General features: G+C 60.9%; 22 protein-coding genes and 1 pseudogene. 7 read left to right on the plus strand and 16 right to left on the minus strand.

Annotated features, from left to right (window positions below):
- Positions 1–2 precede the first annotated feature (2 nt).
- Entirely contained in the window at positions 3–962 is a 960-nt protein-coding gene (gene ubiA / locus Q7V03_RS06910) for a 4-hydroxybenzoate octaprenyltransferase (protein WP_304924870.1), read from the minus strand.
- Between the two features lie 12 nt (positions 963–974).
- Here ubiA and Q7V03_RS06915 point away from each other — a divergent pair, with 12 nt between their 5' ends.
- From Q7V03_RS06915 to Q7V03_RS06925, 3 genes are all read left to right on the plus strand, one after another.
- Positions 975–1,700: a 16S rRNA (uracil(1498)-N(3))-methyltransferase gene (locus Q7V03_RS06915; RefSeq protein ID WP_304924871.1), complete on the plus strand. Its 726-nt coding sequence runs from the start codon at positions 975–977 to the stop codon at positions 1,698–1,700.
- On the plus strand, positions 1,697–2,242 hold the full coding sequence (locus tag Q7V03_RS06920) for a hypothetical protein (protein ID WP_304924872.1): 546 nt from the start codon (positions 1,697–1,699) through the stop codon (positions 2,240–2,242). Before Q7V03_RS06915 ends, Q7V03_RS06920 begins: the two co-directional genes overlap by 4 nt.
- Before the next feature lie 95 nt (positions 2,243–2,337).
- Positions 2,338–3,681, plus strand: coding sequence for a glutamate--cysteine ligase (locus tag Q7V03_RS06925; RefSeq protein WP_304924873.1), 1,344 nt, complete (start codon positions 2,338–2,340; stop codon positions 3,679–3,681).
- An 89-nt stretch (positions 3,682–3,770) separates the two neighbouring features.
- Here Q7V03_RS06925 and plsY read toward each other — a convergent pair whose 3' ends face one another.
- From plsY to Q7V03_RS06950, 5 genes are all read right to left on the minus strand, one after another.
- On the minus strand, positions 3,771–4,382 hold the full coding sequence (plsY, locus tag Q7V03_RS06930) for a glycerol-3-phosphate 1-O-acyltransferase PlsY (protein WP_304924874.1): 612 nt from the start codon (positions 4,380–4,382) through the stop codon (positions 3,771–3,773).
- A 3-nt stretch (positions 4,383–4,385) separates the two neighbouring features.
- Complete coding sequence (gene pyrC, locus Q7V03_RS06935) at positions 4,386–5,651, minus strand: dihydroorotase (RefSeq protein WP_304924982.1); 1,266 nt, start codon at positions 5,649–5,651, stop codon at positions 4,386–4,388.
- Positions 5,648–6,109, minus strand: a complete 462-nt coding sequence (locus tag Q7V03_RS06940; protein ID WP_304924875.1) for a hypothetical protein — start codon at positions 6,107–6,109, stop codon at positions 5,648–5,650. The genes pyrC and Q7V03_RS06940 overlap by 4 nt, the downstream gene beginning before the upstream one ends.
- A gap of 161 nt (positions 6,110–6,270) precedes the next feature.
- Entirely contained in the window at positions 6,271–7,233 is a 963-nt protein-coding gene (locus Q7V03_RS06945) for an aspartate carbamoyltransferase catalytic subunit (RefSeq protein WP_304924876.1), read from the minus strand.
- Positions 7,234–7,291: 58 nt separating this feature from the next.
- Complete coding sequence (locus Q7V03_RS06950; protein ID WP_304924877.1) at positions 7,292–8,101, minus strand: hypothetical protein; 810 nt, start codon at positions 8,099–8,101, stop codon at positions 7,292–7,294.
- A 76-nt stretch (positions 8,102–8,177) separates the two neighbouring features.
- On the opposite strand from Q7V03_RS06950, the gene Q7V03_RS06955 reads away from it, so the two are divergent.
- A complete protein-coding gene (locus Q7V03_RS06955) occupies positions 8,178–8,990 on the plus strand; it encodes a uracil-DNA glycosylase family protein (protein ID WP_304924878.1) in 813 nt (270 codons plus the stop codon).
- Positions 8,991–9,074: 84 nt separating this feature from the next.
- Here the strand turns inward: Q7V03_RS06955 and Q7V03_RS06960 are convergent, their stop codons facing one another.
- Positions 9,075–9,887 carry a protein-disulfide reductase DsbD domain-containing protein gene (locus Q7V03_RS06960; protein ID WP_304924879.1) on the minus strand — a complete coding sequence of 271 codons (813 nt, stop codon included), beginning with the start codon at positions 9,885–9,887 and terminating at the stop codon, positions 9,075–9,077.
- Between the two features lie 115 nt (positions 9,888–10,002).
- Between Q7V03_RS06960 and Q7V03_RS06965 the strand changes: the two genes are divergently transcribed.
- Positions 10,003–10,557 (plus strand): YqgE/AlgH family protein, encoded by a 555-nt coding sequence (locus tag Q7V03_RS06965; protein ID WP_304924880.1) that lies wholly within the window; start codon positions 10,003–10,005, stop codon positions 10,555–10,557.
- Between the two features lie 48 nt (positions 10,558–10,605).
- Here Q7V03_RS06965 and ccoS read toward each other — a convergent pair.
- The 4 genes and pseudogenes from ccoS to ccoG all read right to left on the minus strand — a co-directional run bounded on the left by ccoS (position 10,606) and on the right by ccoG (position 14,877).
- Positions 10,606–10,763 (minus strand): annotated as a pseudogene (gene ccoS / locus Q7V03_RS06970) (cbb3-type cytochrome oxidase assembly protein CcoS).
- A gap of 15 nt (positions 10,764–10,778) precedes the next feature.
- Positions 10,779–12,965: a heavy metal translocating P-type ATPase gene (locus Q7V03_RS06975; protein ID WP_304924881.1), complete on the minus strand. Its 2,187-nt coding sequence runs from the start codon at positions 12,963–12,965 to the stop codon at positions 10,779–10,781.
- Positions 12,966–12,968: 3 nt separating this feature from the next.
- The gene (locus Q7V03_RS06980; RefSeq protein ID WP_304924882.1) at positions 12,969–13,442 is read right to left on the minus strand and encodes a FixH family protein; all 474 of its coding nucleotides are present in this window, start codon (positions 13,440–13,442) and stop codon (positions 12,969–12,971) included.
- Between the two features lies 1 nt (position 13,443).
- Complete coding sequence (gene ccoG / locus Q7V03_RS06985) at positions 13,444–14,877, minus strand: cytochrome c oxidase accessory protein CcoG (protein WP_304924883.1); 1,434 nt, start codon at positions 14,875–14,877, stop codon at positions 13,444–13,446.
- 229 nt (positions 14,878–15,106) lie between these two features.
- On the opposite strand from ccoG, the gene Q7V03_RS06990 reads away from it, so the two are divergent.
- On the plus strand, positions 15,107–15,319 hold the full coding sequence (locus Q7V03_RS06990; protein ID WP_304924884.1) for a hypothetical protein: 213 nt from the start codon (positions 15,107–15,109) through the stop codon (positions 15,317–15,319).
- A gap of 77 nt (positions 15,320–15,396) precedes the next feature.
- On the opposite strand, the gene ccoP is transcribed toward Q7V03_RS06990, so the two are convergent.
- Genes ccoP through ccoN form a run of 4 tightly spaced genes read right to left on the minus strand, consistent with a single transcriptional unit; the run spans position 15,397 to position 18,828 of the window.
- The gene (gene ccoP, locus Q7V03_RS06995) at positions 15,397–16,275 is read right to left on the minus strand and encodes a cytochrome-c oxidase, cbb3-type subunit III (RefSeq protein ID WP_304924885.1); all 879 of its coding nucleotides are present in this window, start codon (positions 16,273–16,275) and stop codon (positions 15,397–15,399) included.
- Between the two features lie 3 nt (positions 16,276–16,278).
- Positions 16,279–16,470 (minus strand): cbb3-type cytochrome c oxidase subunit 3, encoded by a 192-nt coding sequence (locus Q7V03_RS07000; RefSeq protein ID WP_304924886.1) that lies wholly within the window; start codon positions 16,468–16,470, stop codon positions 16,279–16,281.
- A 9-nt stretch (positions 16,471–16,479) separates the two neighbouring features.
- The gene (gene ccoO, locus Q7V03_RS07005; protein WP_304924887.1) at positions 16,480–17,205 is read right to left on the minus strand and encodes a cytochrome-c oxidase, cbb3-type subunit II; all 726 of its coding nucleotides are present in this window, start codon (positions 17,203–17,205) and stop codon (positions 16,480–16,482) included.
- A 15-nt stretch (positions 17,206–17,220) separates the two neighbouring features.
- Entirely contained in the window at positions 17,221–18,828 is a 1,608-nt protein-coding gene (gene ccoN / locus Q7V03_RS07010) for a cytochrome-c oxidase, cbb3-type subunit I (protein ID WP_304924888.1), read from the minus strand.
- Between the two features lie 226 nt (positions 18,829–19,054).
- Here ccoN and Q7V03_RS07015 point away from each other — a divergent pair, with 226 nt between their 5' ends.
- Complete coding sequence (locus tag Q7V03_RS07015; protein WP_304924889.1) at positions 19,055–19,903, plus strand: universal stress protein; 849 nt, start codon at positions 19,055–19,057, stop codon at positions 19,901–19,903.
- A 134-nt stretch (positions 19,904–20,037) separates the two neighbouring features.
- Here the strand turns inward: Q7V03_RS07015 and Q7V03_RS07020 are convergent, their stop codons facing one another.
- The gene (locus Q7V03_RS07020; RefSeq protein WP_304924890.1) at positions 20,038–20,784 is read right to left on the minus strand and encodes a DUF1013 domain-containing protein; all 747 of its coding nucleotides are present in this window, start codon (positions 20,782–20,784) and stop codon (positions 20,038–20,040) included.
- Positions 20,785–20,808: the final 24 nt, after the last annotated feature.

The following is a 20,808-nucleotide window of genomic DNA, read 5'->3' on the forward strand; positions in this document are numbered from 1 at the left end:
AATCAAAGGAACACCGCAACGGCAAGAAACAGCGCAGGAATAAGCCCCGCATCGCGGTTGGATAAAAACAATCGCCGACAATTCGCCGGATCGTCGATATTCAGCCTGCGCAGTTGCCACACCATATGCCAGCCAAAGCCCCAAACGCCCGCCAACGCCAAAATCAACGCCAGCACTTTGCTGGGGGGAATCGGGATGGTGATCACCGCGCCCGCCATCAAAATCACCGCCACGACCAAGAACCCGCGCAGCCAGACCCGCGAGCTATCGCCAAACAGCCGCGCCGTCGATTTCACCCCGATCAGCGCATCATCCTCGCGGTCCTGATGCGCATAAATCGTGTCATAAAACAGCGTCCAAGCGATCCCCGCGCCATACAGCAACACCGCAGGCAACTGCACTTCGCCCGCATGGGCCGCGTAAAGCAGCACCGCGCCCCAGTTGAACGCCAACCCCAGAAACGCCTGCGGCCACCACGTGAACCGCTTGGCAAACGGATAAATCAGCACCAGCGCCAGTGACGCCACGCCCAACCCAATCGCCAACCAGTTGTAGCTGAATAGGATAACCGCAGCCAAAGCCGCCTGCACCGCCATCCACACCAGCGCGCCCTTCACCGTCACCGCCCCCGACGGCAAAGGTCTGCTGCGCGTCCGCGCCACGCTCGCGTCAATTTCACGGTCGGCAATGTCGTTCCAAGTACACCCCGCCCCGCGCATCAGAAACGCGCCCAGCGCACAAGACACCGCCAGCCACAGATCCCACAGCTGAAAGCCATCCGAAAGCCCCGCCAGCGCAATCCCCCACCAGCACGGGATCAGCAAAAGCCATGTCCCAATCGGGCGATCTGCACGGCTCAATCGCAGATAGGGCCGCGCCACCTGCGGCGCAAAGCGATCCACCCAGTTGTCTTTCGACGCATCCGCGACGCTCGCCTCTGGCATTTCCGCAAACTCAGACATAGATTCCCCGGCATGACAGATGCAAAAATCCGCCTCTATGTAGATCAGGCTTTGGCACAGGGGCAAGCCGTGGCCGTCGATGCCGATCAGGCCCACTACCTGTTCAACGTCATGCGCCTTGCGCGTGGCGCTGCCGTCTCGCTGTTCAATGGCTGCAATGGCGAATGGCGCGCCGAAGTGGCCGAGGCTGGCAAGCGCGGTGGCATCCTGATTTGCACGGAACAAACCGCCCCCCTGCGCCTGCCGCCCGACCTTTGGCTTGCCTTCGCACCGATCAAAAAAGCCCGCACCGATTTCATCGTCGAAAAAGCCACCGAACTGGGTGCTGCCCGCATCATCCCGGTGCAAACCCGCCACACCAATGCCGAACGCATCCGGCAAGACCGCCTGCAAGCCCACGCGCTTGAGGCCGCCGAGCAATGCGGTGCCACATCAGTCCCCGAAGTCAGCGACCTGACCTCCCTCGACAAATTCCTCACCACCTTCCCCACCGACCGCAAACTGCTGTGGTGTGACGAGGCGATGGTCGGCCAAGCCCCCGCCCTAAGTGGCTCCCGTGGCGAAAAATGGGCCATCCTTATAGGCCCCGAAGGCGGCTTTTCGGCAGACGAACAGCAGCGCCTGCGTGCCCTGCCGCAAATCCATCCCACTGCCCTCGGCCCTCGCATCCTGCGCGCCGACACCGCCGCCGTCGCCGCCCTGACCCTGTGGCAAGCTGCCCTGGGCGATTGGGCATGATCCGCCCCGAATTCCGCGCCCTGCTGCACCGCTTCTCCGAAGTGATCTGGGCCGCTGCCATCTTAGGCTTCGGCCTCTGGCTGATCCTATTAGGTGGCTACCTGCTCACCCCGTTAGGCACCGCCATCGGCGCATTTGGCGTGGCTTGGGGCCTTCTCGCGCTGCGCCGCCTGCGCTTTGCCCAAACCGTCGAGGCTCCCGGCATTGTCGAAGTCGATGAGGGCCAGATCGGTTATCTCGGCCCCCAAACCGGCGGCTATGTCTCAATTCCCGAACTGACCGAGCTGCGCCTGCTCAGCTTACGTGGTCGCCGAGTCTGGCGCTTGAAACAAGCCGATGGCCAAGCCCTGCTGATCCCGATCGATGCCACCGGTGCGGAGAAATTGTTCGACGCCTTCGCCAGCCTGCCCGGCATGAACACCCTTGCCCTTGTCGCCGCCCTTGATGCCAAACCCAGCACTGGCAGCACCACGCTTTCCCTCGCCGCCGAGACAAAAACCATCTGGTATCGCCCCGGTCGCGGGGTGTTGCCCGGATCGTGAAGCAATTGTAACGCTGCGCAGCCTCTCTTGACTTAGGCACGGCTCCGCTCCACCTGTTGCATCCTGAAATTTCCAACGCGAAAGGGCCCTGCCCCATGTCGATTCCCCAGTCCGGCGGCGGCCCCATCGAAGATTTTTCGCAGCTTGCAGAGATGATGGAGTCTGGCAGCAAACCAAAAGCCGATTGGCGCATTGGCACCGAGCACGAGAAATTCGGCTGGCTGACTGACAGCCGCGCGCCGCTGCCCTATGCTGGCGACCGCTCGATTTCGGCTTTGTTCGCTGGCCTGCAAAGCTTTGGCTGGATGCCCGTGGCCGAGGCCGACAACGTGATCGGCATGACCCGCGCGGGCGCGAACATCTCGCTGGAACCCGGTGGGCAGTTTGAACTCTCCGGCGCACCGCTGGAAAACCTGCACCAAGGTGCGGCGGAGCTGCAAAACCACCTCGATGAGGTCCGCGCCATCGCAGACCCCCTCGGCATCAAGTTCATGGGAATTGGTGCTGCCCCCGAATGGTCCGCGACGACGATGCCCGTGATGCCAAAAGGCCGCTACCGCCTGATGACCGACTATATGGGCCGCGTCGGCACCCACGGCACCCAGATGATGTATCGCACCTGCACAGTGCAAGTGAACCTCGACTACGCGTCCGAGGCAGATATGGTGAAAAAGCTGCGCGTCGCCATTGCCTTGCAGCCCGTCGCCACCGCGCTGTTCGCCTCTAGCCCATTCTTCGATGGCAAGCCCAACGGCCATAAATCATGGCGCAGCCGCATCTGGCGCGGCTTGGACAACGCCCGCACCGGCATGCTGCCCTTCGCCTTCGATCAAGGTTTCGGCTTCCAGCAATATGTAGACTGGGTCTTGGATGCGCCGATGTATTTCGTCTACCGTGACGGCAAATATATCAACGCCTTGGGCCAGAGCTTCCGCGCCTTCCTGAAAGGCGAACTCCCAGCCCTGCCCGGTGAAAAACCAACGCTGTCCGATTGGGCCGACCATATGACAACGGTTTTCCCCGAAGCCCGTGTCAAGAAATACATCGAAATGCGCGGGGCCGATTGCGGCGATCAAGCCCATATTGACGCGCTGCCCGCCTTCTGGGTCGGCCTGATGTATGACGACGCTGCATTGGACGCCGCATGGGATTTGGTCAAAGGTTTTGATACCGAGACCCGCGAAACCCTGCGCGTCAACGCCTCTGTCAGCGCCCTGCAAGCCGAAGCCAATGGCATCAAACTGCTAGACCTCGCCCGCGCTGCTGTCGGCCTGTCGCACGCAGGCCTCGCTGCCCGTGGCCTTGATGAGCAGCGCTACCTCGCCCCGCTGGTGCAAAACCTCGCCACCGAGAAGACCCAAGCCGACCGCTGGCTGGATCTGTACAACGGCGCCTGGGGCAAAGCCCTGACACCAATCTATGAGGCGTCGAGCCTTTAACTTCCACACTGGCCAGAATGCCCGGCCGGAGGCTGCCTGCATTTATGCCGGATGCCTCCGGCTGGAGTATTTCAGAAAGAGCAAATCCCTTAGGCCTTCTTCGCACCAATCTTCGGCTCGGTCCCAGCCTTCAGCCGCAGCAAATTTGGCCAGTGCTTGGCATAGATCAGCACGGTCAGGATAAACACCAGCACCAGCATGTGGCCCTGATCGAAGATGAACAGCCAAAACCCCGACAAAGCCGCCGCCACCAATGCCGCCAACGAAGATATCCGCCAAACAGCCGCTGCCGCCGCCCAAGTCGCACAGGCCGCCAGCCCCACTGGCCAGGCCAGCGCCAGCAGCGTGCCAAGGAATGTAGCCACCCCCTTGCCGCCCCTGAACCCCAGCCAGACCGGGAACAAATGCCCCAGAAACGCCGCGAGCCCCGCCAGTTGTGCTGCATCCTCGCCCACCGCATACCGCGCGATCAGCACCGCAACGCCACCCTTCGCGGCATCCAGCAGCAAGGTCGCCAGCGCCGCGCCTTTATTCCCCGTCCGCAGCACATTGGTCGCGCCAATATTCCCCGAGCCAATGCTGCGCAAATCGCCCAAACCCAGCGCCCTAGTGATCACCACGCCAAACGGCACTGACCCCAGCAGGTAAGCCAGCACGGCCACCAGCCCCAACAGCAAAGGCGCAGATGTAATCTCTGGCATGTCTTACCCCTGATAAACCGCTTGGCCCGCGACATAAGTTGCCAGCACCTTACCCTCCATCCGGCAGCCGTCAAACGGCGTGTTCTTGGATTTCGAGTGCAATGTGAACCGGTCCAGCAGATATGGCGCATAGGGGTCGAACAACACCAGATCCGCAGGTGCGCCCACCGCCAGCCGCCCCTGCGGCAACCCCAGCCGTTTCGCGGGGTTCAACGACAACGCCCGGAACAAAGTCGGCAAATCCAACTGCCCCGCATGATACAGCCGCAGCGCCGCAGGCAGCAGAGTCTCCAACCCCACCGCCCCGCTCGCCGCCTCCTCAAACGGCAATCGCTTGCTCTCCTCATCCGCAGGCGTATGGAACGAGCCGATCACGTCGATCAGCCCCTCGGCCACCGCCTGCACCAGCGCCATCCGGTCTTCTTCCGAGCGCAGCGGCGGGGTGAACTTGAAGAACGTGCGGTAGTCGCCGACATCAATCTCGTTCAATGTCAGATGGTGGATAGACACCCCTGCCGTCACATCAAACCCATTGGCCTTGGCGCGCTCCAGCGCAGGCAAACTGCGCGCGGTGGTGATCTGATCGGCGTGATAGCGCACCCTGGTCATCTCAACGAGGCCCAGATCACGGTCGAGCCCAATCCGCTCCGCCATTGGTGAAACCCCCGGCAACCCGCGCAAACTGGCGAATTTACCGCTGGTCGCAGCCGCCCCAACTGAAAGCCCCGGCTCTTGCGGATGCCCGATCACCAAAGCCCCCAAAGACCGCGCATAGGTATACGCCCGGCTTAACGCCTTGGTATCGGTCGAGACCTTGAACACATCGGTAAACGCCACCGCCCCGGCATCCAGCAGAAACCCGATCTCGGTCATCTCATGCCCCGCGCGCCCCTTGGTCAGCGCCGCCATATGCCTGATCCGCACCCGCGCCTCGCCCGCGCGCCGGGTCACAAACTCCAACACCTCCGGCGTGTCGATCGAGGGCGTGGTATCGGGCCGCACCACCATCGTGGTGATCCCCCCGGCTGACGCCGCCAACCCCGCCGAGCGGAACGATTCCTTATGCCGCTCGCCGGGTTCGCCAATCTTGACGCCGATATCGACGATGCCCGGAGCCAGACAATGCCCGCCGCAATCGACCTCCGTCGCCCCCGCAGGCGCATCGCCGTCGAGGGCCACAATCACACCGTTGTCGACGGTCAAAGAACCGATCTCATCGGTGCCGGACTCCGGGTTGATCAGACGGGCGTTGGTGAAGTGGAGGGTCATGGCCATTGTTTTGCACGCCTAGAAATTGTCGGAAATGGAAGTGCAGGACCAGTTGTGATGCGCGTCTTGCAGTTATCGCATTGATAATGGGCGTCGCCTCCAGCCTTGGCGGCGTGGTGACGCAATCTGATCAGCGAGTTTTGAGTTACGAAGCATAGATTACAGTATGGTTCACCCGCGTGTTCTCCATCTGCACCAATTTCGTAGAGAAGGCCGTTTTCGTCCTGAAGTTTCGCCCTCAAAACCTGTGCAGAACGCAATTCCGACACTTCATTTCGAAGCTCTAACTCTCGCTCTGGGGCTTCGATGAGCGCCTGTTTTGCATCAAGTAGCCTATCAACAATATCTGAAATTCTCAGCTTAAACTCAGCGACAACTATCTTATCATCAATGCTTCTAAGCTCTTTTGTTATGTCCAGCGTCTGCTTGATAGCGGAAAGACCCATCATCAAATCCATCAGACACTCCCCAATAATGTTAGCTGTGGCCTGTCGGTTTGCATCAACTCACCCCGCCATCCAAACAAACGCCACGGTAAATACCGCCAGAAACACCAGCACCCCGGTCGCCACCATCCCGCTCATCCGGGCGTCTGACCATTTCCGCTTCGGCTTCTCGCTCATACCATCACCCCCACAGCCGCCCGCCCACGTTCGGCCCGCAAATTGCGCGCCAGCAAATCCATACAGGCCATCCGCACTGCGACGCCCATCTCGACCTGATCCTGAATAACGCTGCGGTTGATGTCGTCGGCCAACTCGCCGTCAATCTCGACGCCGCGGTTCATCGGCCCCGGATGCATCACAATCGCATCCGGCTTGGCAAACGACAGCTTCTCGGCGTCCAGCCCGTAGCGATGGTAATATTCCCGCTCCGAGGGAATAAACCCGCCGTCCATGCGTTCTTTCTGCAAGCGCAGCATCATCACCACATCGGCGCCCTCAAGCCCCTTGCGCATGTCGTCGTACAACTCACATCCGAAATGCTCGACCCCCGCAGGCATCAGAGTTGGCGGAGCAATCAACCGCAGCCGGTTCTCCATCTTGCCCAGCAAAATCAAATTGCTACGCGCCACGCGGGAATGCGCAATATCGCCGCAAATCGCAATCGTCAGCCTTTGTATCCGCCCCTTCGCCCGCCGGATCGTCAGCGCATCCAACAAAGCCTGCGTCGGATGCTCATGCCGCCCATCGCCCGCATTCAGCACCGCGCAATTCACTTTCGAGGCCAGCAAATTCACCGCCCCAGACGCGCCATGCCGCACCACCAGCAAATCCGGGTGCATCGCATTCAGCGTCATCGCGGTATCAATCAGCGTCTCGCCCTTCTTCACGGAAGACGAGCCGACCGACATATTCATCACATCCGCGCCCAGCCGTTTGCCCGCCAGCTCAAAACTGGCCTGCGTCCGGGTCGAATTCTCAAAGAACATGTTGATCTGCGTCAGCCCCGCCAAAGCATCCGACGATTTCACCGTGCGGCGGTTCAGATCGACATAGCGATCCGCCAAATCCAAGATCGTGGTGATTTCCAAGGGCGAAAGTTGCTCGATCCCAAGCAGGTGGCGGGCGCGAAAGCTCATCGGCATCTCCAGAGCATGTTTAAGGGCTTATGCCAAAGCTGGCCCCCCGCGGCAACGCTCAATCGGGCAGGATCGGCGCGGATTTTGGCGTGCAAAGCGGCGTGTCATAAACATAGGCCGGGGCGTGCACGAAGCTGCGCGCGCTAAATGACCAGCGATACAGCTGTGTGCCGTGTTCAGATCGCGCCAGCAGCAAGACATCTGACGGCCCGCGCGCATTTTTCGCCAAGGTCAACGCCATCAGATCGGCCCGAGATTGCGGCGGATGCAGATCATCACCCAACATCAGGCAACGCTCAGGGCCTAGCCGCATCGCGCTTTCCAAGATCAAACCCGGATAACGCAAGCCACCATCCAACGACAGCAAGGCCATCACAACAGCGGCAGCAGGCACAACAAATCGCCACAGCCCTCGCGCGGCAACACCGATGGCAAGGCCCACCGCCATCGCCATACCAGAAAATGCAAGATGAACGCCCAAGCCGCCGCGCACGCCCTGCAATCCAACCGCCGCGCTCCAGAACACCGCACAGCCAAGCCACCCCGCGAAAATCAGCCACAAAGCCGCGTCCACAACGGCAAGTGCTGCGCGTTCCTCCGGATGCGTGGCAATGCGCGCGCCAGTATTATACTTGGCCAAATTGGCCAAAACCCGCAGCAAAATCCCCAAGCCGCCAATCGCCACTGCCCAGAACAGCGCAGCACGCACAACATCATAGCCCCAGTCAGGATCATAAGGCGTGGGCGACAGCAAAGCCATGAACGCCAAAGCCAACACGATCAAAGCCGCAATGCGCAAGCCCCAACGCGCAGGCGGCAAGACACCCAGCAAGAATATCAAAACGGCATAAATGATCGCGCTGAACATGTAGCATAGCTACCCACCAGACCGACGCAACGCAACCGCACTTGCCCCCCCCCGCCAACCCCAATACCCTGCAACCATGGGAATCGAGCATGACATCGCAGGCGACTGGCATGCCGCCTTGGCCGCATTGGCGTGGCAAGTTGATCTTGGCCTGACCGACATCAGTGCCGAATCCCCGCTTAACCGCTATGACCTGCCCGAGCCGATCAAAGCCCCCCCGCCCACGCCGATCATCGCCGCGCCGAAAACCCCGACGCCGCCACCAGAACCCGAAACCCCCAACCCCGACGCGGCCATCTTCGCGGCCCGCGCGGCGGCCAGCCAATGCGAAACGCTGGAAGCCCTGCGCGAAGCCCTCGCCAGCTTTGAGCATTGCGAACTCAAACGTGGCGCGCGCAATCTGGTGTTCGCCGATGGCAACCCCAAAGCCCGCGTGCTGATCCTCGGCGAAGCCCCCGGTGTCGAGGAAGACCGCGAAGGCCGCCCCTTCGTCGGCCGTGAAGGGCAGCTTCTGGACAAAATGTTCGCCGCCATCGGCCTGTCGCGCACCGCGCCAGACCCTGAAACCGCGATCTACATCACCAACAGCCTGCCATGGCGGCCGCCGCAAAACCGCGACCCTTCGCCCGATGAAATCGCGATGATGCGTCCCTTCGTGGAACGTCACATCGCCTTGATAAACCCCGATGTCATCGTGCTGGTCGGCAACACGCCGCTGCAAACCATCCTAAACACCAAAGACATCCTGCGCGCGCGGGGAAACTGGACCGAAGCTCTCGGCAAACTCGTGCTGCCAATGACGCATCCCGCGTACCTGCTGCGCAACCCGATTGCCAAACGTGAGGCTTGGGCTGATCTTTTGTCACTCCACGCCAAACTACGCGGCTAAATCCATCTCGGTCGGATGAAAATGGCCCTTAAGGCCATCCTCTCTGCTCAAACATCCCCGCCGGAGGCATCCCACCCACAACCCTCACGGCGCTGGACATCCGGCGATCTCCACCGACCCACCCGCCCCCAACACCGTCACCACCACACCCGAGCGATCCAGCGCAAACGGCGCTCCACTGCTAGCAACCAAATCTACCGATGCCGTCAATCGCCCACCAGCCCGCACACTTTTCGCCTCACCGACCCAAACCCCAGCATCAGCCGTCTCAAACACCACCGTCTCGGCTCCGCGCTGCGGCAAATCCAACACGGCGGTCAACTGCAACCCATCGGCAATCGGTGAGACCTCACAAGAAATCGCCCGCAACCCCGCAGCCTTGCCGCCAACAGGCTGCGCCTGCAAAGCCGAGTTGATCGCCGCATCCGGCCCGCCCGCATCCAAAACGGCGGCAAGCTGCACCGCCGCAGGCATACAAATCTGATTGCACACCCCCAGATCAACCCCGGCCCGCAACTCCACAGGCTTGGACGCATCCAGCGGCACCACCTCCAGCGGCAACACCACGCCCTCATGATAACCAATCGTCTGCATGCCATTGGTGTGAAACACCACCGGGCTTGGCCAATGCACAAGCACCGATTTGACGTTCACCGAACCCGACCAGTTGAACAAAGGCGGGATGCCCGCCTCACCGGGGCTGCGCCAATAGGTCTTCCAATCGGGCGCAAGTTGCAGCCGAAGGCCCGCCATATGGTGGCCGTTCTGCATCTGCCAGCCCGGCAAAAGATCGGCCTGCAAGACCTCGTCCTGTGTGGTGGCCAAAGCAGAAGTCGCGGCGCAGAAGGCAAGGGCGGGCGCGGCGGCACAAAGCGCGAAGGTTAAGACTTTCAACATCCCCCTGTCATAAGCAAAGCATCGCCTTCGGGGAAATCACGATCCGGCGAGAGGCTTGTAACCAAATCCGGCTTTGCCCATCTTAAGACTGAAGCAAGAAAAAGGGCGCGATTCGATGGATCTCTGCGGAAAGCTACTGGTGGCGATGCCCGGTATGGGCGATCCAAGGTTTGAACATGCGGTGATCTTGGTCTGCGCCCACACACCGGAAGGTGCCATGGGTCTGATCATCAACAAAACCCTGACCGATATGTCGTTTTCTGGCCTGCTCGAACATCTGAAAATCCCGCTGGGTGACGAAAGCCGCAAGATCGCCGTGCATTTTGGCGGCCCAGTCGAACGCGGGCGCGGTTTCGTGCTGCACTCTCCCGATTACATCGGCGGTCCGGCGACGTTGAAGATCGAAGGCGGCTTTGGCATGACCGCGACGCTGGATGTGCTGGAGGCGATGGCACAAGGCCATGGCCCCGACAAAGCTCTGCTGGCGCTGGGATATTCCGGCTGGGGTCCGGGCCAGCTAGAGGCTGAAATCACCCGCAATGACTGGCTGACGGTAGTGCCGTCCGAAGCGCTGATCTTCGCCGAAAATGACGCCTCCAAATGGGCAGGCGCCCTGCGCGGCATGGGTATCGAACCCCTCAGCCTGTCGGCAACTTCAGGTCGCGCCTAACCGATTTTCGCCGCCAAAATCGTGCACGAATTCCGCGCGGAATTCGGCTTACTGCTTCGGTTTGTCGTCCCAATCCTTCATCAAAATCCGATTGGCATCCCCCGAAGGATCGTCAAATTGCTTGGTTTTCATCGCCCAGATAAACGCCAGCAACCCCCCCCCCCCAGCAGCAAGGACACCGGAATCAGGATCGACAGGATTTCCATGACCTCAGCCTCCCGCTATTTCAAACGCATGGCATTGAGCGACACGGTAATCGACGACAAAGACATCGCCAAGGCCGCAGCCAAAGGTGTGGCCGCCCCCATCAGTGCCAAAGGCACGGCAATCACGTTATACGCGGCAGAAATCCCAAAATTCTCCAGCATCCGCCGCGTCGCCTGCCGCGCAATCCGCACCGCATCACCAATCGGCGCCATATCCTGCCCAAGCAGCACGATATCCGAAGCCGTGCGCGCCGCATCCAGCGCCGTCGCGGGCGAGATCGACACATGTGCGGCGGCCAGCGCTGCCGTGTCGTTCAGCCCATCCCCCACCATCAGCACGCGCCGCCCCTCGGCCGTCAAAGCCCGCACCAGCGCCACCTTCTCGGCGGGCAATGCCCCCGCCACCCAATCCGCAATCCCCAACCGTGCCGCCAACGCGCCCACCGCCCCCGGCACATCCCCCGAGATCAGCTTGATCCGCATGCCCTGCGCCATCAGGGACGCAATCGCAGCCTCTGCACCGGGACGCAAACGGTCCGCGAACGCAAACGCATGATGCACGCCCCCTACATTCAGATAAGTCGCCGTCAGCTCCAGCGGCTTGGCCCCGCACCAATCGGCCCGGCCAAGCCGTACGGGCTTGCCCTGCCAAACGCCCTCCACACCGTACCCCGGCACCTCGCGCAGATCAGTAACCTCGGCCGCGACGACGCCCTGCCCCCGCGCCGCCGCAGCCAAAGCCTGCGCCAAAGGATGCGATGATCCCACAGCCAACCCCGCCGCCACCGCCAGCACCCAAGCCGGATGCACGTCAATCCCCACCACCTCCGGCGCGCCCATCGTCAGCGTCCCGGTCTTATCAAACACCACGCAATCCACCTGCGCCAAACGCTCCAACGCCGTGCCATGTTTCAGCAACAACCCCTTGCGGAACAGCTTACCACTCGCCGCCGTCACCACCGCAGGCACTGCAAGGCCCAGCGCACAGGGGCAGGTGATGATCAACACCGCCGCCGAGATATTGATCGCATAGCGCAGATCGCCCCCGGTCGCCCACATCCAATAGCCAAAGGCGCTGAACGACAGGATATGCACCAAGGGCGAGTAAAACCGCGCCGCCCTTTCGGCCAGCGTCGTGTATTTCGTCTTCGCACTTTCCGCGACCGCGACCAAATCCGCCATCCGGTGCAGGCTCGAATCCCGCCCCGCCGCCGTCACCCGCAGCACCAAAGGCCCGGTCAAATTCACCTCGCCCGCCGCCACCAGCATCCCCGGCCCCACAAACACTGGCAGGCTCTCCCCCGTCAGCAAACTGCGATCCACCTCCGACGCGCCACCTTCCACCACCCCGTCAACCGGCATCCGCCCGCCCGGACGCACCCGCACCAGATCGCCGACCGCCACTTCGGAAATCACCCGCACCACCTCGGCCCCGTCCACCAGAACATAGGCACGAGGCACCTCCAACGCCGCTAATTCCTCGGCAGCCGAGCGCGCCACCGCCCGCGTGCGATGATCCAGATAGCGCCCGAGCAGCAGGAAAAAGCACAGCATCACCGCCGCATCAAAATAAGCGTGATGGCCGGATTTGATCGTTTCAAACAACGAAATCGACGAGGCCAGCACCAAGGCCAGCGAGATCGGGAAATCCATTCCCAATCGCCCGACCCTGACCCCCGCCCAAGCCGAACGAAAGAACGGCTGGCCGCAAAAAATCACCGTCGGCACCGCAATCATCGCCGAAATCCAGTGGAACATGTCGCGAGTCGCCCCTTCAGCCCCCGACCACACCGCCACCGACAGCAGCATCACGTTCATCATTGAAAAGAACGCCACCCCCAGCCGCATCAGCAATTCCCGCCCCTGCCGATCCGTCTCGGTGGCACTCAGCAGCCCCGCATCCAGCTCATGCGCCTCAAATCCCACGCCCGCCAGCGCCGCGACCAGTGCCTGGGCTGTCACTTCTGAACCCGCATCCACCGACACCCGCTTCATCGTCAGGTTAACCCGAGACGAGTCCACCCCCGGCACCGCTGCCAACGCACTCTCCACCGTCGAGATACACGCCGCGCAATGCGCCGACGGCAGCGACAACATCAGCCGCCCGCGCGCCGCCAGCTGCGCCTGCTGTTGCGCCAAAGGCACCACAACACAGGCCGGACAAGCCGCCATCCCGCCCTGCTCGAACTCGACCACGCTCATCGCCTAGCCTTTCACAAACAGGTTCAGCCGTTGCTGAAACAGCACGCCATCGCCCGAATGCGCGGTGACATGCAGCATCCATTTCCCGGGATGCAGCGCTGCTTTTGCCACATAAACCCCGCCCTCATAGACAAACCGAGGCGTCGAATCCTCGCGCGCTTCGGTCACCCGGCCCAGCAGAACATCCAACCCTTCGACCACCACAGGCTTGCCCGCAGCATCGGTAAAGGCCAGTATCAACTCGCCCTTCGCGCCATCATAACCGGGCGCAACCGTCCAACCCAACGCTTCCTGCGCCCGTCGATCCGCGTCAAACGTCTGGCTTGCGACATAAGAATTCTCCACCTCCAACCCCGGAAATGTGCTGATCGCCTTGTAGGCCATCAGCAGATTGACCGCGATGATCACGCCAAACGCCGCCACCGTGAAGGCCAGCACATGCCAACCCTTGATCTCGCGCCCCCCAGCTTTGGCCATCTTACTCGCCCTTTCCGTTGAACACGGTGTCATGATGCACCCGATCATTGCCAGGCGCGGCCTCGGTCCCCAAATCCTGAATCCAGAACCGCAGATCGGTGCGTGCAGCCTCCGCCCCCAGCGAATGGGCCGGAGCCGTCACAAACAACCGCTGAGTCTTGGTGGCATTGGCGGGCACCAGAACCTTCAACCCCGGCGCGCCATCCAACGTCAGCAGAAACCCGGCATCCGAGGTCGCGGCAAAGGTGAACCAACGGTCTTCGCCATGCTTATTTCGCAGCCGCAGATCATAGGTGTTGCGGATCGAGCCATCCGACAGCGTCACAAACATCGGATTGCGCACCGGGGTGACGCTGACATCAATCGACGCCCGCAGAAACAAGGCCACCACCAGCGCCACGCCGACCCCCGCCCAAAGCACGCTATACATCATCGTCCGGGGCCGGAACACATGGCTCCAGACCGACTTCGCCGGTTGACCCGCACGTTCGCGGACCTCATCCGTCAAAGCCATATAACTGATCAGATTCAATGGCTTGCCGATCTTCGCCATCGTGTCATTGCAGGCATCAATGCACAGACCGCAGGTGATGCAGGCCATCTGCTGACCGTCGCGAATATCAATCCCCATCGGGCAGACGTTGACGCACGCCATGCAGTCGATGCAATCGCCATTGCCTTCGACATTGGCTTTACCCCGCGGTTCCCCCCGCCAATCTCGGTAGCCAATGGTCAGTGTATCTTCATCCACCATCGCCGCCTGAATCCGCGGCCAGGGGCAGGCATAGATGCAAATCTGTTCCCGCGCGAAGCCGCCGAATACAAAGGTCGTTGCGGTCAAGATCGCCATCGTCGTGTATGCAACCGGATGCGCGGTGCCATGAATCAGGTTTTGCAACAAGGTCGGCGCGTCGGTGAAATAGAACACCCAAGCCCCGCCCGTCGCCAAACCAATCAGCAGCCAAACACTCCACTTCACCAGCCGCTTGCGCAGCTTTTCAAGGTTCCAATTCTGCCGATGCAAGCGCAGCCGCGCGTTGCGGTCGCCCTCTATCCAGCGCTCCACCAGAATAAAAAGATCTGTCCACACCGTCTGCGGGCAAGCATAGCCACACCAAACCCGCCCCGCAGCACTGGTGAATAGGAACAACCCCAGCCCCGCCATAATCAGCAACCCAGCAACGAAGTAGAACTCGTAGGGCCAAATCTCGATCATGAAGAAAAAGAAACGGCGGTTGGCAATATCGACCAACACGGCCTGATCCGGCAGGCTTGGCCCACGATCCCAGCGCAGCCACGGTGTGACGTAATAAATCCCCAGCATCAGCCCCAGCAACCACCATTTCAGCGTGCGAAAGGTGCCTTTGACCCGGCGTGGAAAGATCGGCTCACGGGCGGCATAGAGACTGGGTGGCTGGGTATCGGGACTGGTCACGGAACTCTCCGGTAGCTGCGGCTGCACCCTCTATGCGCCCCTAGGCCCGGCCCAACCTTGACCTGAATCAATCCCGCATCCGAAATACAGCTTCAGCCTGCGACGTTTTAGCCGCGCCCAGTCGCTGCCTGCTGCGGCATCCAATCGCAAAACACCTGCAAGGATGGTCGCAAAATCCCATCCTCGTGCAGCAACCGCAACCGCCGCGTTCGACCAAAGCCAGCCCCAAATGGGCCTCCAACGCGCGGATTTGGGGGCTGGTCGCGGCAAGAGTCACCCCCATCCGCGCGCCCGTCTTCTTCAGCCACGCGCCAGCCGCACCGATCTTGCCAGCGGCCAACAGATCGACCACCGCACCAGCCGCGAAAAGCTGGTCGCACAGCGCCGCTGGAACGATAAGTATTTCTGGCAAGGCCGCAGCAGAACCCCCGGCGACGGTTAGGGCTGCTCAACGCTCCGCCTAAAACAAAGCCGCCCCCGGCGCGAACCGAGGGCGGTTTTTTCAGCAGATAAGCCGCTTTACTCGCCGCCACCCAGACTATGCACATAGGTCGCCACCGCCCGGATTTCATCCTCAGACAGCTTCCCCGTCCAAGCCGGCATCACACCGTAGCGCGCTTTCGTGACGGTCTCAGTCAGCGTTGCCACAGAACCACCGTAAAGCCAGATCGCATCCGTCAGGTTCGGCGCGCCAAAGTCACGCATGCCCTTGCCATCCTCACCGTGACAGGCCACGCAATTCTCGGCAAACACCGTGGTCCCCGCGGTTGCCAGCGCGGCGTCATGATCCTGACCCGAGATTTGCAGCACATATTGCACCACCTGGTCGATCTGCGGCTTCTCCAGAATTCCATCCACCCCAAAGGCCGGCATTTGCGACAACCGTGCGTCCTCGTCCGTGGTGTTGCGAATGCCATGGGTAATCGTGGCGTGGATCGCCGTCATATCACCGCCCCACAGCCAATCATTGTCGAGCAGGTTTGGATAGCCCTTACCCTGAACCCCCGCCGCCCCCGATCCGTGGCACTGCGCGCAGTTGTTCTTGAACAAAGACGCCCCGGCCGACACCGCAAAGGTTTTCAACTCGTCATTGGCCGGAATAGTCGCCAAATCCGCCGCCACCAGCTTGGCCTTGACCCCGGCGTTGGCGTCGTCAAACCGCTTGATATCGGCCTCGACATCCGCCCGCTGGTTTGATCCGATCACCCCCTGCGTATGGCCCGAAATCAGCGGCCACGCCGGATAGGCAATCGTATAGCCAATCCCCCAGATGATCGTCAGATACAGCACCCACAGCCACCACCGCGGCATCGGGTTGTCGTATTCCTGAATCCCATCCCAAACATGGCCCGTCGTCGGCACCTCACGCGGGGTCTGCTTCACTTGTTTGGCGCACATGGTTTACGCCTCCTCGGTTTGCGGCGCGGGGGCCGCAGGTTTCTGATCATGGCGGAAGATCGAATTGGCGATATCTTCGTGGGTCTTGCGAGAGCCCGGACGCCAAGCCCAGACACATACCCCCAGAAAGAACAGCGTCAGGAACAACAGCACCCAACTGTCCGCGAATTCGCGCAAGAGACTATAAAGTTCCATCGCGTCCTCCTAGCGTTTCGGGTCGGGAATGAAGGTCGAGAAATCGACCATCGTGCCCAACACCTGCAAATAGGCCACCAACGCATCCATCTCGGTCAACTGTGGCTGACCATCGAAGTTTGCGACCGTCACCTTGCCGTAGCGCGCCTCAATCCCAGACGTATCGGCGTTCGGATCGGCTTGTGCTGCGAAATCGGCCTTGGCGTTGGTCATCTCATCATCGGTGTAAGGCACGCCCACCATCCGATGTGTCGCCATGATATCGCCGATATACTTGCCATCGATCTCGGCATCCAACAGGAAGCTGTACTTCGGCATCACAGATTCCGGCACCACCGCCTGTGGGTCCATCAAGTGATCAACATGCCAAGCGTCCGAGTACTTGCCACCCACCCGCGCCAAATCCGGCCCGGTGCGCTTGCTGCCCCATTGGAACGGATGGTCATACATCGACTCGGCGGCCAGAGAATAATGGCCGTACCGCTCCACCTCATCGCGCATCGGGCGGATCATCTGGCTGTGGCAGTTGTAGCAGCCCTCGCGGATATAAATATCCCGCCCCGCCAGTTCTAACGGCGTGTAGGGGCGCACCCCTTCCACTTTTTCAATGGTGTTCTGCAGGTAGAACAGCGGTGCGATCTCTACGATGCCGCCGATGCTGACCACCAACAGGCTGAGCACCAGCAGCAACGTCGCATGGGTCTCAATCTTTTTGTGTTTGTCGAGAAAAGCCATATCTATGCCCTCCGGTTATTCAGCGGGAACGGCGTTGTTCGCGTTGATCACAGCCCTTGCAGGCTGCGCGCGCACCGTCATCCACAGGTTAAAGGCCATGATCAGCGCTCCGGTCAGGAACATGCCGCCGCCCAAGCCCCGCACCACATACATTGGGAATTTAGCGGCCACCGTGTCGGCGAAAGCATTCACAAGGAAACCATTGGCGTCCACCTCACGCCACATCAGGCCCTCCATGATCCCGGTCACCCACATCGAACTTGCGTAAAGCACGATCCCAATCGTCGCCAACCAGAAGTGCCAAGACACCAGTTTCAGGCTGTAAAGGCTTTCACGGTTCCACAAGCGCGGCGTCAGGAAATAAAGCGCGCCAAAGGTGATCATGCCGTTCCAGCCCAAGGCACCGGAATGAACGTGACCGATGGTCCAGTCGGTATAGTGCGACAGGCTGTTGACGGCCTTAATTGACATCATCGGGCCTTCAAACGTGCTCATGCCGTAGAAGCCGATGGAAACCACCATCATCCGAATGATCGGATCGGTGCGCAGCTTGTCCCATGCGCCCGAAAGCGTCATCAGCCCGTTGATCATACCGCCCCAGCTTGGCATCCACAGGATGATCGAGAACACCATGCCCAAGGTGCCTGCCCATTCTGGCAAAGCGGTATAATGCAAATGGTGCGGACCGGCCCAGATATACAGAAAGATCAGCGCCCAAAAGTGGATGATCGACAGCTTGTAGCTATAGACCGGACGCTCGGCCTGCTTCGGCACGAAGTAATACATCATGCCCAGAAAGCCTGCGGTCAAAAAGAAACCCACTGCGTTATGACCATACCACCACTGCGTCATCGCATCTTGCACGCCCGAGAACACCGGGACCGATTGCGACGACAGGATACTGACGGGAATGGCCATGTTGTTGACCAGATGCAGCATCGCCACGGTGATGATCATCGACAGCAAGAACCAGTTGGCAACATAGATATGCGGTTCGCGGCGCCTCCACAGCGTTCCCATGAACACCAACAGAAAGGCAACCCAGACAATCGTGAGCCAGATGTCGATATACCAGACCGTCTCGGCATATTCCTTGCCCTGCGTGCCCCCGGTGACATAAGAGGTCGCCGCCAGCACGATCATCAACTGCCAGCCCCAGAACACGAACCAGCCCAGATTGCCGCCCCAAAGTCGCACCCCACTGGTACGCTGCACGATGTAGAACGAGCTCATGATCAGCGCATTACCACCAAAGGCAAAGATCACCGCAGAGGTGTGCAGCGGACGCAGACGACCAAAGTTCAGCACGCCATCGGTGATATTGCCCAGGTTCAGCGCCGGAAACGCCAGCTGGAACGCGATCACCACGCCAACCAGAAACCCCACCACGCCCCAGAACGTCGTCGCAATCACCCCGGCGCGCACCACGCCGTCCATATATTCATTCGCCGGATGCAGCCGCACCTCGCCCACATGCCGGATCTCCCACAGGAAGGTGAGAGAAGCGGCGATCATGACGACGATTGCGTTCACCATATACGGCAGATCATGCGCGAAATTGGCCGCGATCGCGGCCAGAACCGCGATCGTGCCAAGCACGATCAGTTTAACGTAATCCCACATTTTGCGTCCCTTCGACTTTGGTCCGGTCCGCTGCTTTATCCTGCTCTCAGAGCCCGACTCAGACCACGGCCAACGCTTTTAACTGCGTCGCTTCTGGCAGCCCGGGCCGGGGCGGGCCTTGATCCATATCAACAAACCCCCATCTTAAGTTGATCGAGGTCAAAGCGGTGCACCGTGCCGCGAGGCATAGTTGCATCATGACACCACCCAAGGGGGAGACCGTGTGATGGACTACAAAACGATTCTGACCGTGCTGAGCAACCCTGCCGATGCCAAACTGGCGATCAGCGCAGCCGCCCGTCTGGCCCGCGCGCAGGACGCTCATCTCGACGTGTTGGTGCTGGGCGTCGATCGCACCCAGATGGGCTATTCCTACATCGGCACCGGGGCTGTCCTGATGCAAGTCGGCATTGACCGCGCCGAGACTGACGCCAAAGCGCTGGAACTAGAGGCCCGCGCCGCCCTCGCCGCCGAAGGCCCTGATCTGCGCTTTAGTGTGGAAACCGTGATCACCCAGCTTGGCGCACTGACCGACCTCGTCTCCAGCCGTGCCCGCTTCGCCGATCTCGTGGTGCAGCCGCGCCCTTACGGCCCCGGTGCCAGCCCTGACGCCGAAGCCGTGGTCGAGGCCGCTTTGTTTGACGGCAAGGCCCCCGTTCTGGTGCTGCCCGCCACGGGCCTCGGCAAATACACCCAGCCTAAACGCATCGTTCTCGCCTGGAACCAAAGCGCCGAGGCCATGGTCGCCGCCCGGCGCGCGCTGCCGTTCCTGAAATGTGCCGACAGCGTCAACATCACGGTGATCGACCCGCCGACGCAAGGCGAGGAACGCTCTGATCCCGGTGGCATGCTCTGCCAGCTTTTGACCCGCCACGGCGTCCACGCCGAGGTTTCCGTGCTCGCCCGCACGCTGCCGCAAACCTGCGATGTGCTGACCCGCCACGCCATCGACCAAAACGCCGATATGCTGGTGATGGGGGCCTACGGCCATTCACGGCTGCGCGAAGCGATCTTGGGCGGCACCACCCGCTACATGCTGGAACGCGCCGAAATCCCGGTGCTGATGGCGCATTAACCAGTCGCTCCTCGCGGCTGTGCTCGCTTCTTAAGCGAAGACAGCCGCCAAGGCTTGGTAAGCGCAGCCCATCCAAACGACAGCACAAACAAAAACCCCGGCCACAAGGACCGGGGTTTTTCATCACTTAAAGATCAACGACGCACATCGTCGTCTTCATCCTCGTCATCATCATCGCCATGCGGCAAGTTGAAGAAGCTGTCGGCATCCGAGAAATCGGCAGGCTTTTCTTCCTGCTCCTCACGGGTGAATTGCGCCAGACCCGAAGGCATCTTCGCCTCAGGCGCCATCCCCAAAGATTGTTCGGTCGACACCAGCTTGCGCCGCTCATCATCCGTCATCACCGAGCCTTCAGCCGCCTTCTTGCGTACCGCTGCCTGCACGGCCGTATCCAATTCAGATTGCTTGCACAGCCCCAACGCCACCGGATCAATCGCGGTGATGTTGTTGATGTTCCAATGCGTCCGCTCGCGGATCGCGGCAATCGTCGGCTTGGTGGTGCCGACCAGCTTGCCAATCGCGCCATCCGACAGTTCCGGGTGGAACTTGACCAGCCACAGGATCGACGCCGGACGGTCCTGACGCTTGGACAGTGGCGTATAGCGCGGCCCACGACGTTTTTCTTCACCAACAGCCGAGGCGTTAAACTTCAGCTTCAGCTTATACAGCGGATCCTTCTGGCCCCGCTCAATCTCAATCGCGTCCAACTGGTTGTTGCCAACCGGATCGAACCCCTTCACCCCGGTCGCCACATCGCCATCGGCAATGCCCTGCACTTCCAATTCATGCATCCCGCAGAACTCTGCCACCTGACGGAAGGTCAGCGTGGTGTGGTCCACCAGCCAAACGGCGGTCGCTTTGGACATCAAAGGCTTCGACATCGGAAATCTCCTCAGCTTACGCCC

It is taken from the genome of Cypionkella sp. (genome assembly GCF_030652235.1).
GTDB lineage: Bacteria > Pseudomonadota > Alphaproteobacteria > Rhodobacterales > Rhodobacteraceae > Cypionkella.